This window comes from Legionella massiliensis, from assembly GCF_000756815.1.
Taxonomy (GTDB): Bacteria; Pseudomonadota; Gammaproteobacteria; order Legionellales; family Legionellaceae; genus Tatlockia; species Tatlockia massiliensis.
The window spans coordinates 1,299,391-1,314,992 of sequence record NZ_CCVW01000001.1 but is presented as its reverse complement, the minus strand read 5'-3'; the positions used below and the strand labels follow the sequence as shown (position 1 = coordinate 1,314,992).

The following is a 15,602-nucleotide window of genomic DNA, read 5'->3' as shown; positions in this document are numbered from 1 at the left end:
AGTGGTGTAACATCAAAATTCGCAATCAAAGAATAAAAAAATCATGCGTTTACTTGTTAAATTTTCATCATTGACAACCGCCTTCATGCTTTCTGGCTGTATTCATCATGGCACTAATCCTAGTGATCCCTATGAGCCATTCAACCGCAAAATCTACAAATTTAATATGGTTGTAGATAAGTTAGCATTAAGGCCAGCTGCAAAACTTTACAAGGCAGTCTTACCCTCACGAGTTCGCTCAGGCATTAATAATGCCTATAACAACGTCTATATGCTCCCGACTGCAGCTAATGATGTTTTGCAGGGTGAATGGCGTCATGCAATCAAAGATAGTTGGCGTTTCCTAATTAACTCTACCTTCGGGGTTGCCGGTATTTTTGATGTCGCTAATCAAGCGTTCAGTCTGCCACCACATTTTAATGACCTTGGTTTAACCTTTGCCAAATGGGGAGACAAAAAATCACCCTATATTATGCTACCTCTACTGGGACCAAGTACTATTCGAGATGGTATGTCTATACCCTTTGATTATATGTTTACACCTTATCCTTATCTTCCCAGTAGTGCAGCTATCTGGGGTATTGCAGGACTGAGATATGTGGATCTGCGTTCACAGCTGCTGGAAACTGACCCAATCATGGATCAGGCTCTGGATAAATATGCCTTCATGCGCGATGCCTATCTGCAACATCGTAATTTCCTAATCACAGGTGAACAACCAGAAACGCAATTAGATCCTCTCTATGTTGATGAGGGCGCTGCGAGTGATTATGTTGATGAAGAGCCCGCACCAACCAAAAATAAACAGCCAAAGGCTAATGGTAATCAGCATGTTGCATATCGTCTTACACCAGCCGGAAATTCCTCCCAACACAGGTAATATAATTCGTCTGTGCGCCAATAGTGGCGCACAACTACACCTCATTCATCCGCTGGGTTTCGCTTTGGATGACAAGCGCATGCGTCGTGCAGGCCTTGATTATCATGAGTGGGCGAATGTTATTCATTATGATAATGATCAGGATTTTATTGCCAAAAATCAGCAGAGGCGTATCTTTGCTTGTTCAACTAAGGCACAGCAATCTTATAGTACAGTCAATTATCAAGACGAAGACATGCTGCTTTTTGGTGCCGAAACACGTGGTTTACCCGTGGAACTAAGGGAAAGCTACAATGCCATTCGCATTCCTATGTGTCCTAATAACCGTAGTCTGAATCTCTCAAATTCTGTTGCGATAATTCTTTTTGAAGCTTGGCGGCAGTTAGATTTTATGGGGGCTGTTTGAAGGCTACATTCTGTGCCATTGAGCGGAAAGAACTTCGAATTAGAAACCCCTCATCCGCCCTTCGGGCACCTTCTCACCATAACTGGGGAAAGGTGCAAATCTTAAGGAAAAGTCAGATTGGAGTGCATCTTGAACGAAAAGGATTCTAAAAAAAACGGGGCATAGATCGCTATGTGAGTATTTTTTAGAATCCTTTTCGTTCAAGATGCGCCCAATATGACTTTTTCTGCTAGTGTACGCAAATAATCGCCAGCTATATCCAAATCCATTTCCGCCTCAATTTCGCGAATACAAGTAGGGCTAGTCACATTAATCTCTGTGAGATAGTCACCAATAACATCAATACCGACAAAATATAATCCTTTTGCTTTAAGGGTCGGGGCTATCTGCTGGCAAATCCAGCGATCGCGTTCAGTAATTGCGACAACTTCTCCCCTGGCACCCGCAGCAAGATTCCCGCGTAATTCGCCTTTCTCGGGAATACGAGCTAAAGCATAAGGAACGGGTTCCCCGTTGATTAATAAAACTCGCTTATCACCCTTAGTACTAATGTCAGGAATATAGCGCTGTGCCATAATGCTAACCGTTTGCCCCTTTGTTAAGACCTCTAATATCACTGATAAATTACGCCCCTGTTCATCAACCTGAAAAACAGAACTGCCTCCCATACCTTCTAAGGGCTTAAAGATTACATTTTTCTGTTCCCGCCAAAAATCTTTTAAACGGTTGATATCACGACTGACTAGGGTCTTTGGGCAACACTGAGGAAAATTAGTAGTGAAAAATTTTTCATTAGCATCGCGCAGACTTTGTGGTTTATTGGCAACCAGCACTCCTTCACGTTCAGCCAATTCCAACATGTAGGTGGAGTAGATGTACTCCATATCAAAGGGGGGATCTTTACGCATCAAAATAATATTAAAATCACTGAGTGCTTTCACACCCAAGTCCTTTAGCTCTGCCCAATGAGACGTTTTTTCGTCACCAACAACTTTGATAGAAGACATCGAAGCATAGACCTTACCCCCCTGGCAATACATGTCATTTTGGGTGAAATAGGCGCAATCCCAGCCTAAAGCCGCTGCGGCTTTTATCATAGCGACTGTTGAATCTTTATAAGCCTTTAATTTATGAATAGGATCCATCAACACAGCTAATTTCATCATTCACCTCCAATAGCGGCTATTTCCCTTGCTGCTGCTAAAGCAGCTAAACGTGCTATTACGCCATAGGCATAAAAACGGTTGGGACATTCCACCACAGCAAGATCATTGCGGGGCATATTGCAGGCTTGTTCGAAGGCAAGCGGCTCAAAATGCATACCCGGTGCATTGAGGTTTTCATCTATACCTCGGCCTTGATGGACACGGTAAAAGCCCCCGACAACAAACTGCCCTATCATATAAACAACCGGCTCTGCCACTGCGCCATTCGGCATAGTTTCGTAAGTATAAACGCCTTCCTGGAGCATCACCCGCTCGACTTTTCGGCTTCCTTTGCTTGCAGCCATACGCGTACGTTGTTTACGATTCAACTGGCGAAGCTCTTCCCCGTCATGGGCCATCATGACACTCATTCCATAAGTACCATTATCTGCCTTGATCACGACAAAGGGTTTATCCTCAATGTTATATTCCTCATATTTAGCCCTGATTTTCGCAAGTAGGGCATCTGTTTGCTCAGCTAAATTATCAACCCCTTCTTGAGCCATAAAATCAATACCATCAACTGCGCTGAAATAGGGATTGATCAGCCAGGGGTCCATATCAACTAATCGGGCAAATTCGGTAGCTACCTCTGCAAAAAAATGAAAATGGCTAGATTTCAGCCTTGAACTCCAACCTAATTTTGCTGTAGGTCTAATCTTTTGCTGTAAACCTTGTAATATTTCAGGAACACCATTAGATAAGTCATTGTTTAATAACAACATACATGGATTAAAATCAGCTAGGCCAACTCGAGTACCCTGTCTCTGCAACGGCTCTACCAGTATAGATTCCTTATCGTCGATTTCCATTTCAGTAGGCCTAATAACCTCGGGATCCAGACTGCCTATACGCACAACAAAACCGGCTTTCATAAAAATGTCACGTAAAACAGACAGGCTACGTAGATAAAAGCGGTTACGGGTATGGCTTTCAGGCAAAATCAGGATCTGACGGCAAGAGGGTAGATAATCGACTAAAGCAGTTTGTGCAGCTTGGATGCATAAGGGTAAAAAATCAGGATTAAGATTATTAAAACCAGCCGGAAACAGATTGGTATCTACCGGTGCCAATTTATAACCTGCATGGCGTAAATCCACTGAAGAAGTAATAGGTGCAGGTGTTTCTTGCCATTTTTGCCTAAACCATGACTCAATATTAATCACTTGGTTTAGGATGATTTTCTCTACATGGTATAGCGGCCCACTATGGGCAGTTGTCAGATGCGGAACTGGAACATCTTCAGCGTGCATTTTCTCTCCAGCAAAAAAGATATCAATCGATGTTAACCTAGGTTAAGGACTGAATAACAGTTTATATTGCATTATTGCAATATTCTTCATAATCTCTCAAACATAGTCATTTCTTCAGTGGTTTGAGAACTCAGAGTGAATAAGTCCAAAACTTTGTTAGCACTGATTACACTAATTATTCTCGGTTTTATCTGGGGCTCAGGTTATACCCTGGCTAAGTATGCAATGATTAATGGTGTCCCTCCCTTAGGCTATGCATTCTGGCAATCCTTAGGTCCTGCGATTCTTTTAACCCTAACCTCTTTTTTTCCTTTCTCATCTTCCCGAGTGCAGGAAAAACAAAGGAATCACTTATTACAACCCAGCTATTGGCCTTATTTTTTAATATGCGGCTTAATTGGAATAGCCATCCCCAATACCAACATGTATTTTATCGCTGAGCATATTCCTGCTGGCTTATTAGCCGTATTAGTTAACACAGTGCCCCTCATGGTTTATCCACTTGCTTTAATTATTGGCCAGGAGCGTTTCGATGGTTGGCGCACTCTGGCGCTGTCTTTAGGCATGGTCGGGATTTTTCTGATTATCACTCCAACAACAGAAAGTCTATTCTCGAACTGGACCCTGCTTGCCCTCTTAAGTCCCTTATCCTTTGCACTATGCTCGCTTTATATCGCAGCTAAGCAACCCGCAGGCCTCAATGCTCTGCAAGCTGCGAGCGGCATGCTAGTCGCAGCATCACTATTACTTAGCCCTTTGGTGATTCACCAGCAATCCTTTTACCCATTGACAGCACCTTTCACAGTTGCCAAGCAAGTGGTAATCTTGGAAATTATACTATCGAGTGTCGGCTATCTGCTTTTCTTCCAATTAATCCGCTTGGCGGGGCCTGTTTTTTACAGTCTAACCGGAGGAATGGTTGCTTTGACTGGCTTATTTTGGGGCTTTGTTGTCTTCGATGAAAAACCAAGAAATTTACAAAGTCTAGCTATCCTATGCGTTATCAGCGCTCTGATTGTATTATCATGGCGTCAATCCAGACAAACACAGGAAATATCATGAATGTAGCCGAGATAGTTCAGCATTATGAGGGTCAGATTCAAACCTTTCAGATCCTACTATTACTTATCAACGCCATCTTGCATGTTCTTTTTGCTGGTGCTGTCGCCCGTGATGCAGGAAATCTTTATCAATTAAGTCAACGCCCAGCTTTAGTCTCTGCAAGCACCTGGGCTTTTGCCACTTTGATTGGTGGTGTGATTACCGCTGCTATTTACTGGTTTATTCACCATTCAACCCTAACAAGACCTACTTTAGCTATTAGAGAGAATCGTTATGACAAGCCCTAAAATACACACTATTGATGTACATGAGTTAAAAAGACGACGCGATGCTGAGCCAACACTCTGTCTAATTGATGTCAGAGAACTGAATGAATGGCAGGCAATGCATATTCCTGGTGCGCTTCATATTCCGAAGGATGAAATTGTAGGCAAAATTGCAAAGCAAATTCCTGAACAGGATAAGCCAATTTATCTGCATTGTCAGGGCGGCGTTCGTTCGCTCTATGCAGCAGAGTTTTTAGCGAACATGGGATATAAGGAAGTTTATTCAATAAATGGCGGTATCGCTGAATGGGCGAAATCGGGCTATCCAATTGAGAAATAGCGGTTCTGTTTGAGTAACCCCGTCATCCCGAGCGCCCAGCCCCTTTGGGGCAAACATCGATAAAGACCCCGTCATCCCGAACATAGTGAGGGATCTCCGGGATTTGCACTGTGCTACACCCAGGAGATGTCTCTCTGCGTTCGACATGACGTACGTCTTTGGTAGCATTGCGAGTGATCTCTGGGATTTGCACTATGCCACATTCAGCAGATGTCTCTCTACGTTCGACAGGACGCCCGTCTTTGGACGCGCAGCGAAGGATTTCCGAAATTAGCACTCTGCCACATTCATGAGATCCTTCGCTGCGCTCCGGATGACGAAGCGTAGGGACAAGGTGCTTCTTTATTAAGGATTCATACCCTCTGTTTCTCGATGCTCGCCCTGCTCTGCGTTATCAGTTGGCCCTGTCAAGCCGTTTGGCTGACTATTTAGATTTGCCTGATCACTAGACGCGCCTGGGTTTGCAGATGAAGCTCCCCAGAAATAAGAGAGAATCCCCCCAGAATTTGGGCCTTTGACTTTAGCTAATCGCTCAGCCTCTGCTTCACGCTCTTTTTTTAATCTCTCTGCTTCTGCCTCTCGCTCAAGCCTTAATTTTTCAGCTTCTGCCTCGCGCTCAGCCTTTGCTCTTTCCTGCTTACCTTTTTCTACAGATTGAACGTTTTTTATACGATCATCATAATTACGGGTTATTGCCTTGATTGCAGATTCGTGGATTACATCAACACAGGTCCGTGAATATTCGGTAATATCTAATGCAGCAATTTCAGCAAAAGGATGATCTTCTTCTTTACCCTTCTGTGTTTCATCTTTGTACTTAAAACCTTGGGCAGAATCACCATTCACACAGATATTATAGGTAATGAACTTCCTAGCGATAGTTAATAACTCTTCCACATCTTCTGGCTCTAAGGGATTGTCTTCAGTAACACCAATAACACGGAGCATTCCACGGAAATAATTACTTCCTGACTCAAGCATGTATGAACCATTGATGGTAGCGGAATTGGGCTTTACTGCGTCAAAGATGCTTTCACCATAACTTTTGGCTATGATGCACATTTCAAGTAGAAGCATAGCAGTGATGATGTTATCTCGATTCTCATGTTCTACGATTAAATCTTGCGTTTTCTGTATCAGCTGAACCTGATGACGTCGTGGTTGATTTAACTCGTTAACGACTACGGCGTCGTGTTTACCTCTCAGTGTCGCTATAATGTCTTTAAATCCATCTTCCGTAACATTAGAGCCAACAACTTCTTCATACGGCCTTACCTTAAACTTCATATTTCTCTCCTTAGACTCCATTTTAATAGGCAGTGAATACTTCGCCGCATTCAGTGTAAAGCAATTCAACCCTCTCGTCATGAGTTTTCTTTAAACTAATTAACCAAATAATAACCTGTTGATTGAATTATAAAAATTTTAATAATTTTGATCTTTTATTACAAAATAAAAACACAGAGCGATAAAAATAATCATTTAAACAGCTATTTACCAAAATTTAAAAGTCCTTTAGGATGCCTACAATTTATTTGTTGAGAATTGTTAATGAGAAAAACTGTCGGTCTACTGGCCTTTCTTTGTTCTAGCCTCTTATTTGCCAGTGCTAAACCACCCAGACTGGTCGTGCAGATTGTTGTTGATCAACTGCGCGGCGATTTAATTAATCTTTACCATAATGAATTCGGTCTTGATGGCTTCAATTATTTACTCGCTCATGGCCTTGACTACCATAATACTCACCATCCCCATGCTAATACTGTTACTTGCGTGGGCCATGCTACGATTGCTACGGGTTCTTATCCTGCCTTACATGGCATCATCAGCAACAACTGGTACGATCGAAAAACGGGACTTACACCTTACTGTGTGGACGATCCACAAAGTGCTATTCTGCCTACACCACGCTCACAGAAAAAAATGGCTGGACGTTCTCCCAAATATCTAGTTGCTTCAACGCTTAGCGATGAGATGGTGCTCGCGCAAACAGGTCGCGCCTTTGCCGTTTCTTTAAAGGATCGTGCGGCAATAACCCTGGCTGGGCATGCTGCTAAGGCCTTTTGGTTCGATAAACATAATGGGGGATTTATAACCAGCCAGCATTATTATTCAGCCTATCCTCAGTGGGTTAATGACTGGAATAAACACTATCAAGCCAAAGAGTTGACCTGGAAATTAAGCCGTCCTGTTGCAAGCTATCATTTTGCAGAGGCACCCAAATTTATCAACCGCTTCCCAGGTTTTGGTCAAACGTTTAACCATCAGCTTTCACCTAACGCCGATAAATACTATAAATATCTTTCGATGACGCCCTTCGCTGATGAGCTAACTGCTGATTTTGCAATTAATTTATTAGCCCAGGAAAATCTTGGTAAAAATCCAGATAAAACAGACTATCTGGCAATTAGTTTCTCAGCTGTTGATGCTATTGGTCATCAATTTGGCCCTAATAGCCTAGAGTCGGAAGATAATTTACTGCGCTTGGATCAAACCCTAGCAAAGCTATTTGCAGCGATTGATAAACAAGTTGGTTTGCAGAATACCCTGATTGTACTCACAGCGGATCATGGTGTCAGTGATTCTCCTGCCTATCTCAGTGCCCATAAAATTATAGAAAATCAATCCATCAATTTCACTGGACTACGAAAACTAATCGAAGAGGCTCTGGCAAAACGTTTCAAATTACCTCCGAATAGCCTTGAAGCAATCATGCCTCCTTATCTTTATCTCAACCATCAATTGATAGAAGAGCAGCAATTAACGATAAGTGAGGTAAGTTCTTATTTGGCTGAATTTTTAAATCAGCAGCCCAGTATTTTTAAGGTCTATCCCCTACCCTTAACCAAAACGGATATCGATTGGCTCAGTGATAAAGTCAATAGAATGGCCTTCCCCGAGCGCATCGGTGATCTTTATTTAGTTCCCTTGCCCTATGAAGCCTTTGATGGGAAAAACAAGCACCGCGTGTCTCATGGAACCCCTTGGCAATACGACAGCTATGTTCCCTTGCTCTTCGCTAATCCAGCTTTCAAAGCACAGCGGATATTCAAGCCTGTAAATACAACGGATATTGCCCCAACTTTAGCCGCCCTGCTGCTAATAAAAGCCCCTTCAGCATCCGTAGGCCAGCCCTTGCAGGAGGTTTTAGAGCAATTTAATGCGCAGGAATAACTCTTGCATTTAACCAAGGTTCTAACTATTTTTAGATAAACGCCTAGATCGAGATTAGTGATGGAAAACAATCTTAAAACCTTCGTCCTCTTAGCAGCCCTGACAGCTTTGCTCGTTGTACTTGGTAGAATACTTGGAGGACAACTGGGGATTGTTATAGCCCTTATCCTGGCGTTTATTATGAATTTTAGTGCTTATTGGACTTCTGACAGGTCAGTTTTAAACGCCTATCAGGCTCAACCTTTGGATCCAAGTCACCCCGTCTACGCCATCATTAGCGATTTAGCTAGAAAAGCACAAATTCCTGTACCCAAAGCCTATCTTGTTGATACTCCAGTCCCCAATGCCTTCGCCACAGGGCGCAATCCCGACCATGCCAGTATTGCGGTGACTACAGGCATTCTAAGCCGTATGAATCAAGAAGAATTAACCGGCGTATTAGCCCACGAACTCTCTCATGTCATTCATCGTGATACCTTAATTAGCACAGTAACCGCGACTATTGCTGGGGCCATTAGCTCAATCGCCAATATCTTCATGTGGACCTCCATGGTGGGCTCTAATAATGAGGAGGGGCGTGTCAATCCAATTGCAGCCCTATTAATGACTATTCTTGCTCCTATAGCTGCGGGCTTAATTCAAATGGCTATATCACGCTCCTGTGAGTTTGAAGCTGACGAAAATGGGGCCAAATTGTCAGGTAATCCTTTATGGCTAGCCAATGCTTTGGCAAAACTTGAGAATGCAAACCAGCAAGGGCAGTTTCAGGCAGCAGAAGAGCATCCGAACACAGCACATATGTTTATAGTGAATCCCCTCAGTGCTGAGCGCTTAAGCCAATTATTCTCTACACATCCACCCACTGCCGAACGCATAAGACGCCTAGAAGCGATGGCAAGATATGGAGCATCCCGGTAAAAGCATGATGTTCCAAAGCATTTGATCATTTCTTTATGTGTTTGTCGATCTTTACAGTAAACCAATCGTCTGAATTATGGCGTCAGCCATGATTTAGACGATCTTGCTCTGGACAACTTGCGTTAAATCACTAATCTAAGGATAATTCGTCATTTGCAGTTATTTAGTTAGGTAGAAAATGGGACAGTTAGGACAATTTATCATTAATCATTGGACACTGTGGGTAGCTTTCGTCGTTGTACTCTTACTGATCTACGTCAATGAATTAATCACACAAAGAAAACGCGCTGCAGAACTTTCCCCGCAAGCAGCGGTTAATTTAATCAATAATGAGAATGCCTTGGTTATCGACCTGCGTGACGCAGAGTCATTCCGTGCCGGCCACATTATTGATGCAATTAGGGCTTCTGCGGAAGATTTTACCCAACAACGGATGGACAAATATAAAGATAAAGCCCTTATCTTCGTTTGTCCTCGCGGCTTACAATCTGCCCCTCTTGCTACTAAATTAAAACAACAGGGCTTTAAGCAGGCAATGGTTATATCCGGTGGGATAACCGCTTGGCAAAATGCAGAATTACCTCTTGTTAAAGGAAAATAGAAGCCATGACAACCGTTATCATGTACAGCACAGGCTATTGCCCTTATTGCACTCGCGCTCGACAATTGCTAGAGAGGAAAGGGGTGGAATATACCGATATTCGTATCGATGAAAACCCTGATAAACGCGCTGAAATGATAGCCAAAAGCAATCGACATACCGTGCCACAAATATTCATAAACGGCCAACATATTGGTGGCTGTGATGATATGTACGCTCTGGAAGATCAAGGGCAATTAGATCAACTTTTACAGAAATAGGAAAGACCATGTCAGAACAAGCTAATATTCCTTCGCAAAACGACGAAGCACAATTCATGATCCAACGCGTTTACATTAAAGATTCATCCTTTGAAACGCCTAATACCCCAGCTGTTTTCCAACAACAATGGGAGCCTGAGTTATCCTTGGATTTAAATACCCAAAATGTCCAGCTAGAAAAAGACGTTTATGAGGTTGTCTTGACTGTCACTGCGACTGTGAAAAACCAAAATGCAATCGCTTTCTTAGCAGAAGTTAAACAAGCAGGCATCTTCACTATTCAAGGTGCTCCAGTTGATCAACTTGAGCACTTGCTAGGTAGTTTCTGCCCCAGCATTTTATTCCCCTATGCTCGTGAAACAATCACTTCTCAGGTTATCCGTGGTAGTTTCCCACAATTAGTTTTAGCACCGATCAATTTTGATGCGCTTTATATGCAACAACTTGAGGAAAAACAAAAGGCTAAACAAGACGAGACTGAAACTACTCACTAAATCATGAAAAAAACAACGATTGCCATGCTTGGTGCCGGCTCTTGGGGCACCGCCGTTGCTATCCATCTGGCAAAGTGTGGTAATCGTGTCTTGCTTTGGGGACACAATCCTGTTCATGTTCAGGACATGATCCAGCAAGGCAATAATCTGCGGTATCTACCTGAAATTCCATTTCCAGAATCCCTAATCCCAACAGTCTCACTTAAAGACTGTCTGGAGCAAGCCGACGAGGTCATGGTAGCAGTACCCTCACATGCCTTCTCGGAATTATTGAAGCAAACCACTAAACCAAAACATGGCATAACCTGGCTTACTAAAGGGGTGGATCCCACCAGCCACAAACTACTCAGCCAGATAGTCGCTGAACACTGGGGTGAAAATTTTCCAATCGCAATCATTTCTGGCCCGTCTTTTGCCCAAGAAGTTGCTAAAGCCTTACCCACAGCTCTCACCCTGGCAAGCAATAATGTAACCTATCAAAAAGCGATACAGGCAATTTTACATCAGGGGAACCTGCGCGTTTATTTGAGCTCCGATACCATTGGCGTACAACTTTGTGGCGCGGTTAAAAATGTTCTGGCTATCGCTTGTGGAATTAGTGATGGCCTAGGTTTTGGCGCTAATGCCAAGGCAGCGTTAATTACTCGCGGTTTAGCTGAAATGACTCGCTTGGGCATTAAAATGGGAGCACGCGAAGAAACCTTCATGGGGTTAGCTGGTGTTGGTGATTTAGTACTTACTTGCACAGACAACCAATCGCGCAATCGCCGTTTTGGCTTACAACTGGGAAATGGCGTGAGTTTGCTGGAAGCAGAAAAACAAATCGGCCAAGTCGTTGAAGGCAAATATAACGCAGCCCAAATCTGCGCTCTGGCAAAACAATTTCAAGTCGAAATGCCAATCTGTTCACAGGTTAACGCACTTTTGCAAGGACAGGTTACTGCACAACAAGCCACAACCAACCTGATGAACCGCTCGCCGCGAGAAGAGTGAGTATTTTATAATAGTCAGCCCAGCCTAAATCCTATCATCTGCGCTTGAACAAACAACGTCTCCTTTCGTAATAGGTCAGCCCTATCACCCTAATGCAACGTCATCCAGAGCGCAAGCGAAGGATCTCCGGGATTAACACTGTGCCACATTCAGGAGATCCTTCACTGCGCTCTGGATGACGTAGCGCTGAGACAAGGAGGGACGTGACCTATTACCCTATTCGCCACAACCCCATGGCGCACCACATCCTCGATCAAATTGGTTTAAGTCAGGCGCACTATCCTCTTTAAACCGCTTATTAAGACCCTTAGTGCCACGAAGCTGATTTATAGGGTATTGGAACATAGCCTGGCCAATTTGTTCTTCAAGAGCTTCTAAACGCGCTTGTGCTTGGGGATCTATCTGGCTTAATTCCTCTAGCCTGCTATGAATACAAGGGCTACACTCTAAACTCTGATGAGGGAGTAATTGAAATCCGGCTCTTTCAATTAGGCCAACAAACTCGTCATTAGATGTTTGCCAGAGAGGATACCAAATTGTCCTTCCTTGATAATACTCATCCTCATAGTCAAATTCTTGCAGATTTGCATAGCGTCTGGAGTCTTGCTGGCGTTTACCAGAAACAATCAGAGCTTCACAAGAAGGATCACAGTTATCCAGATGGTTTAATATCGTCAAAGCTTTCAAAAAACTGGCACACCACTGAAATTTTGGGCTTGGGAACTGTTTACGATCAACAACCATCTCGGAAAAACTTGCCTGTGCCTTCAATTGATGAACTTCTACACCCTGTTTTTCGGCATAAGCAGTACAAGCAGCAATGCGCTCAGGCCATGAAGCCGCCGCCCAACCTGTATCAACATAGAGGAAATGAAGTTCAGGCACCGCTCGTTCAATCAGTGCTTGCATAACTGCCAAGGAGTGATTTCCGAAATTGCCGATAATTATGTGCTGTGTCATAAAAGCGAGATCATTGATGGTGCCCAGGGCCGGAGTCGAACCGGCACGGGATTTAACTCCCGAGGGATTTTAAGTCCCTTGCGTCTACCTGTTTCGCCACCTGGGCATCTATTTTGAAGGCTGAGGCCGGAATCGAACCGGCGTACACGGCTTTGCAGGCCGCTGCATAACCACTCTGCCACACAGCCGAACTAATTTGTACTGACAACTCCATATTACCTTAGGTTCAAATAATATTTAAACCTAATCATCGGTAAAAAAAAAGCGACTTTGTTGTCGCTTTAATTTGGAGCGGGAAACGAGACTCGAACTCGCGACCCCAACCTTGGCAAGGTTGTGCTCTACCAACTGAGCTATTCCCGCGTCTCTACGGGGTGCCATTCTACCTAAATTTAAAACGCTGTCAACAAATTAGATTAAATTATTTTAGGGTCAGATGACGATTGCCCCTAACTGACGTTAACTTACTACATGCCCTTTCTGCATAAGCTGGGGCCAGGCAATGCTTAGGTAAATAACCATCGACCAAATAGTTAAAATTGCTGCCACATATAGCATGATGAAACCAAAAATACCCCACCAAGATTCTGTTGGTGTAAAAGCAATTAGCAAGAAAAGAGCAACCATCTGCAAGGTTGTTTTTATTTTGCCAATATAACTGACTGTTACACTTGCCCGGCTTCCTATCTCCGCCATCCATTCTCTTAAAGCTGAGATCACAATTTCACGTCCTACAATAACAATTGCTGGGATAGTGATATATTCCACATCCTTTGCCCCCACTAGCAACAAAAGACTGCATGCTACTAATAATTTATCTGCAACCGGATCGAGGAAAGCGCCAAAAGGCGACATCTGCTCCAGCTTACGTGCCAAATAACCATCTAGCCAGTCAGTAAAACTTGCTAAAGCAAAAATTGCGGCGGCTAAACCATGTGCCCAACGGAAGGGAAGGTAGAAAACAATGATAAATACCGGGATTAAAACAATACGCATCAAGGTTAGCAAATTGGGCAAACTGGTTAAATTACTCACTGGAGCCCCTCCCTTTTCTCAAGACAGTTGTAAATATTCAGCAAGAAGTTGGTAATCGTCAAAAACTTCTAAAGCACCTGCAGCACGAAGAGCTTCTTTCTGCTGGTGATAAAAATCCACACCGATTGCATCAACATTAATGCTTTTTGCCATTTCAATATCGCTGATAGAATCACCTACCATCAGGGTTTCTTCAGCACTAACACCAAATACAGCTATAATTTCTTCAAGCATTTGTGGATTGGGTTTAGGTAGGGTTTGCCCGGCAGAGCGGGTTACCTTGAATAATTTGTCCAATTCACTCACATGCAAAACTCGTTGCAAAGACTGTTGCCCTTTGTTGCTTGCAATGGCGAGATCAATACCAGCATCATGCAAGCGTTGAGCGAATTCTTTCACGCCAGGAATTAAATAAACCTCGCTAGTCCGTGATACCAATGAATGATGTACAGCCAATAAAAGTTGTTCCTGTTGCTGCTCATTCAGATGAGGGAATGTTTTTTTAACAGCCAAGACCAAGCCAAGCTCCACGGATTGGCGGGCAAGCTGCTCATCTAATTCGCCAAACTGTAAACGTCTGGCCTCTGTGGCTACGGTATTTAAAATTTGGCCCAGTGTGTCACCTACAGTCCCTTCCCAATCAAACACCACTAGGCGATATGCCCTACCCATAAGTTAACAAACTCCTCGCACGTAATCTTTTCAATGTTTCAGCAAATCGTTCATCTAAATTTGCTTCAAACAGATAATTTTCTCCGTTCAGGTTAAATTGAATTGCCCTAGCATGCAAATAAAGTCGTGATTTAATTGCCTCTAAACCTTCAAGTTCAATCGGCTTACCATATTTCTCATCACCTACAATCGCATGCCCTAGATAGGCACAGTGGACTCTGATTTGATGAGTACGGCCTGTCTTAGGCGATGCTTCGACCCAACAGGCCTGTTGATAATTCTCGAGTAACTTGAAATGGGTCTGTGAGGGTTTACCTTCATTTTTTGCCACAACAATTCGCTCGCCTGATTTTAAGATATTTTTCTCAAGCGCCACATCCACTGTTATCGTTTTCTTACCCTGCCAGGGATCTGCTACCAAAGCCCAATAGGTTTTATTCACTTCCCTAGCCTCTAAAAGCCCTTGAATCGCCCGCAACATACTACGCTTTTTAGCAAGCAACAAACATCCTGAGGTTTCTTTATCCAAACGATGAACTAACTCAAGATAAGATATATCACTGCGAGTTTTACGCAAAGCCTCTATAACACCTAAGCTCAGACCACTACCACCGTGTACAGCAATCCCCGCTGGTTTATTAATAACCATTAAGCTGTTGTCTTCAAAAATAATCGCTTCACGCAAACGCTGTTCGAGCCGCTCCCCGACATGGATCTCTTTATCCTGGGAGATACGAACCGGGGGAATACGCACAGAATCCCCCTGATGCAAGCGCGAGGCTGCCTGAGCTCTTTTTTTATTAATTCGCACTTCACCCGCGCGGATGATGCGGTAAATATGGCTTTTAGGAACCCCTTTCAAAACACGCATTAGATAGTTATCGAGGCGTTGCCCTTCTTCTTCGGCACTAATTTCTGTATAACGTACATCGCTCATTATGCATAAACCTATTTGCTGTGGCTGTTTTTTTTGTTACTATTAGAGTCTGTGTGAAAATAATTCACACGACCGAATTATAACGCATAAACAAAGAAAAAGTTTATCGGCCGAGAATAAACTCGGTCTTTATATGTTGGGGTTCT

The 15,602-nt window shown here is 43.3% G+C and carries 18 protein-coding genes and 3 tRNA genes; 11 read left to right on the top strand and 10 right to left on the bottom strand.

Annotation, left to right across the window (positions count from 1 at the left end; translation table 11 throughout):
- Positions 1-43 precede the first annotated feature (43 nt).
- Together BN1094_RS05685 and trmL are read left to right on the top strand one after the other, a co-directional pair.
- Entirely contained in the window at positions 44-880 is an 837-nt protein-coding gene (locus BN1094_RS05685) for an MlaA family lipoprotein (protein WP_081935023.1), read from the top strand.
- The gene (gene trmL, locus BN1094_RS05680) at positions 831-1,286 is read left to right on the top strand and encodes a tRNA (uridine(34)/cytosine(34)/5-carboxymethylaminomethyluridine(34)-2'-O)-methyltransferase TrmL (RefSeq protein WP_043873319.1); all 456 of its coding nucleotides are present in this window, start codon (positions 831-833) and stop codon (positions 1,284-1,286) included. Before BN1094_RS05685 ends, trmL begins: the two co-directional genes overlap by 50 nt.
- Before the next feature lie 200 nt (positions 1,287-1,486).
- On the opposite strand, the gene gshB is transcribed toward trmL, so the two are convergent.
- Together gshB and gshA are read right to left on the bottom strand one after the other, a co-directional pair.
- On the bottom strand, positions 1,487-2,449 hold the full coding sequence (gshB, locus tag BN1094_RS05675) for a glutathione synthase (RefSeq protein ID WP_043873318.1): 963 nt from the start codon (positions 2,447-2,449) through the stop codon (positions 1,487-1,489).
- On the bottom strand, positions 2,449-3,744 hold the full coding sequence (gene gshA, locus BN1094_RS05670; RefSeq protein WP_043873317.1) for a glutamate--cysteine ligase: 1,296 nt from the start codon (positions 3,742-3,744) through the stop codon (positions 2,449-2,451). Before gshA ends, gshB begins: the two co-directional genes overlap by 1 nt.
- 135 nt (positions 3,745-3,879) lie before the next feature.
- Between gshA and BN1094_RS05665 the strand changes: the two genes are divergently transcribed.
- The 3 genes from BN1094_RS05665 to BN1094_RS05655 are packed head-to-tail and all read left to right on the top strand — an operon-like array spanning position 3,880 to position 5,412.
- Positions 3,880-4,806 carry a DMT family transporter gene (locus BN1094_RS05665; RefSeq protein WP_043873316.1) on the top strand — a complete coding sequence of 309 codons (927 nt, stop codon included), beginning with the start codon at positions 3,880-3,882 and terminating at the stop codon, positions 4,804-4,806.
- Entirely contained in the window at positions 4,803-5,093 is a 291-nt protein-coding gene (locus BN1094_RS05660) for a hypothetical protein (RefSeq protein ID WP_043873315.1), read from the top strand. The genes BN1094_RS05665 and BN1094_RS05660 overlap by 4 nt, the downstream gene beginning before the upstream one ends.
- The gene (locus tag BN1094_RS05655) at positions 5,080-5,412 is read left to right on the top strand and encodes a rhodanese-like domain-containing protein (RefSeq protein ID WP_043873314.1); all 333 of its coding nucleotides are present in this window, start codon (positions 5,080-5,082) and stop codon (positions 5,410-5,412) included. Before BN1094_RS05660 ends, BN1094_RS05655 begins: the two co-directional genes overlap by 14 nt.
- A gap of 345 nt (positions 5,413-5,757) precedes the next feature.
- Here the strand turns inward: BN1094_RS05655 and BN1094_RS05650 are convergent, their stop codons facing one another.
- Positions 5,758-6,699, bottom strand: a complete 942-nt coding sequence (locus BN1094_RS05650) for a hypothetical protein (RefSeq protein WP_043873313.1) — start codon at positions 6,697-6,699, stop codon at positions 5,758-5,760.
- A gap of 264 nt (positions 6,700-6,963) precedes the next feature.
- Between BN1094_RS05650 and BN1094_RS05645 the strand changes: the two genes are divergently transcribed.
- The 6 genes from BN1094_RS05645 to BN1094_RS05620 all read left to right on the top strand — a co-directional run bounded on the left by BN1094_RS05645 (position 6,964) and on the right by BN1094_RS05620 (position 11,852).
- A complete protein-coding gene (locus tag BN1094_RS05645; protein WP_043873312.1) occupies positions 6,964-8,586 on the top strand; it encodes an alkaline phosphatase family protein in 1,623 nt (540 codons plus the stop codon).
- A 60-nt stretch (positions 8,587-8,646) separates the two neighbouring features.
- On the top strand, positions 8,647-9,504 hold the full coding sequence (htpX, locus tag BN1094_RS05640) for a zinc metalloprotease HtpX (protein WP_043873311.1): 858 nt from the start codon (positions 8,647-8,649) through the stop codon (positions 9,502-9,504).
- A 178-nt stretch (positions 9,505-9,682) separates the two neighbouring features.
- Positions 9,683-10,105, top strand: coding sequence for a rhodanese-like domain-containing protein (locus tag BN1094_RS05635; protein ID WP_043873310.1), 423 nt, complete (start codon positions 9,683-9,685; stop codon positions 10,103-10,105).
- Positions 10,106-10,110: 5 nt separating this feature from the next.
- Positions 10,111-10,365, top strand: a complete 255-nt coding sequence (gene grxC / locus BN1094_RS05630) for a glutaredoxin 3 (RefSeq protein WP_043873309.1) — start codon at positions 10,111-10,113, stop codon at positions 10,363-10,365.
- Positions 10,366-10,373: 8 nt separating this feature from the next.
- Complete coding sequence (gene secB / locus BN1094_RS05625; RefSeq protein WP_043873308.1) at positions 10,374-10,859, top strand: protein-export chaperone SecB; 486 nt, start codon at positions 10,374-10,376, stop codon at positions 10,857-10,859.
- A 3-nt stretch (positions 10,860-10,862) separates the two neighbouring features.
- On the top strand, positions 10,863-11,852 hold the full coding sequence (locus tag BN1094_RS05620) for an NAD(P)H-dependent glycerol-3-phosphate dehydrogenase (RefSeq protein ID WP_043873307.1): 990 nt from the start codon (positions 10,863-10,865) through the stop codon (positions 11,850-11,852).
- A 216-nt stretch (positions 11,853-12,068) separates the two neighbouring features.
- Here the strand turns inward: BN1094_RS05620 and BN1094_RS05615 are convergent, their stop codons facing one another.
- The 7 genes from BN1094_RS05615 to BN1094_RS05585 all read right to left on the bottom strand — a co-directional run bounded on the left by BN1094_RS05615 (position 12,069) and on the right by BN1094_RS05585 (position 15,456).
- Positions 12,069-12,812, bottom strand: coding sequence for a phosphoadenosine phosphosulfate reductase domain-containing protein (locus BN1094_RS05615; RefSeq protein WP_052403152.1), 744 nt, complete (start codon positions 12,810-12,812; stop codon positions 12,069-12,071).
- A gap of 17 nt (positions 12,813-12,829) precedes the next feature.
- A tRNA-Leu gene (locus BN1094_RS05610) sits at positions 12,830-12,918 on the bottom strand.
- Between the two features lie 11 nt (positions 12,919-12,929).
- A tRNA-Cys gene (locus BN1094_RS05605) sits at positions 12,930-13,000 on the bottom strand.
- A gap of 99 nt (positions 13,001-13,099) precedes the next feature.
- A tRNA-Gly gene (locus BN1094_RS05600) sits at positions 13,100-13,175 on the bottom strand.
- Positions 13,176-13,271: 96 nt separating this feature from the next.
- Complete coding sequence (gene pgsA / locus BN1094_RS05595; protein WP_043873306.1) at positions 13,272-13,847, bottom strand: CDP-diacylglycerol--glycerol-3-phosphate 3-phosphatidyltransferase; 576 nt, start codon at positions 13,845-13,847, stop codon at positions 13,272-13,274.
- An 18-nt stretch (positions 13,848-13,865) separates the two neighbouring features.
- The gene (locus BN1094_RS05590; protein WP_043873305.1) at positions 13,866-14,519 is read right to left on the bottom strand and encodes an HAD family hydrolase; all 654 of its coding nucleotides are present in this window, start codon (positions 14,517-14,519) and stop codon (positions 13,866-13,868) included.
- Positions 14,512-15,456, bottom strand: a complete 945-nt coding sequence (locus BN1094_RS05585; protein WP_043873304.1) for an RluA family pseudouridine synthase — start codon at positions 15,454-15,456, stop codon at positions 14,512-14,514. The genes BN1094_RS05590 and BN1094_RS05585 overlap by 8 nt, the downstream gene beginning before the upstream one ends.
- Between the last annotated feature and the right edge of the window lie 146 nt (positions 15,457-15,602).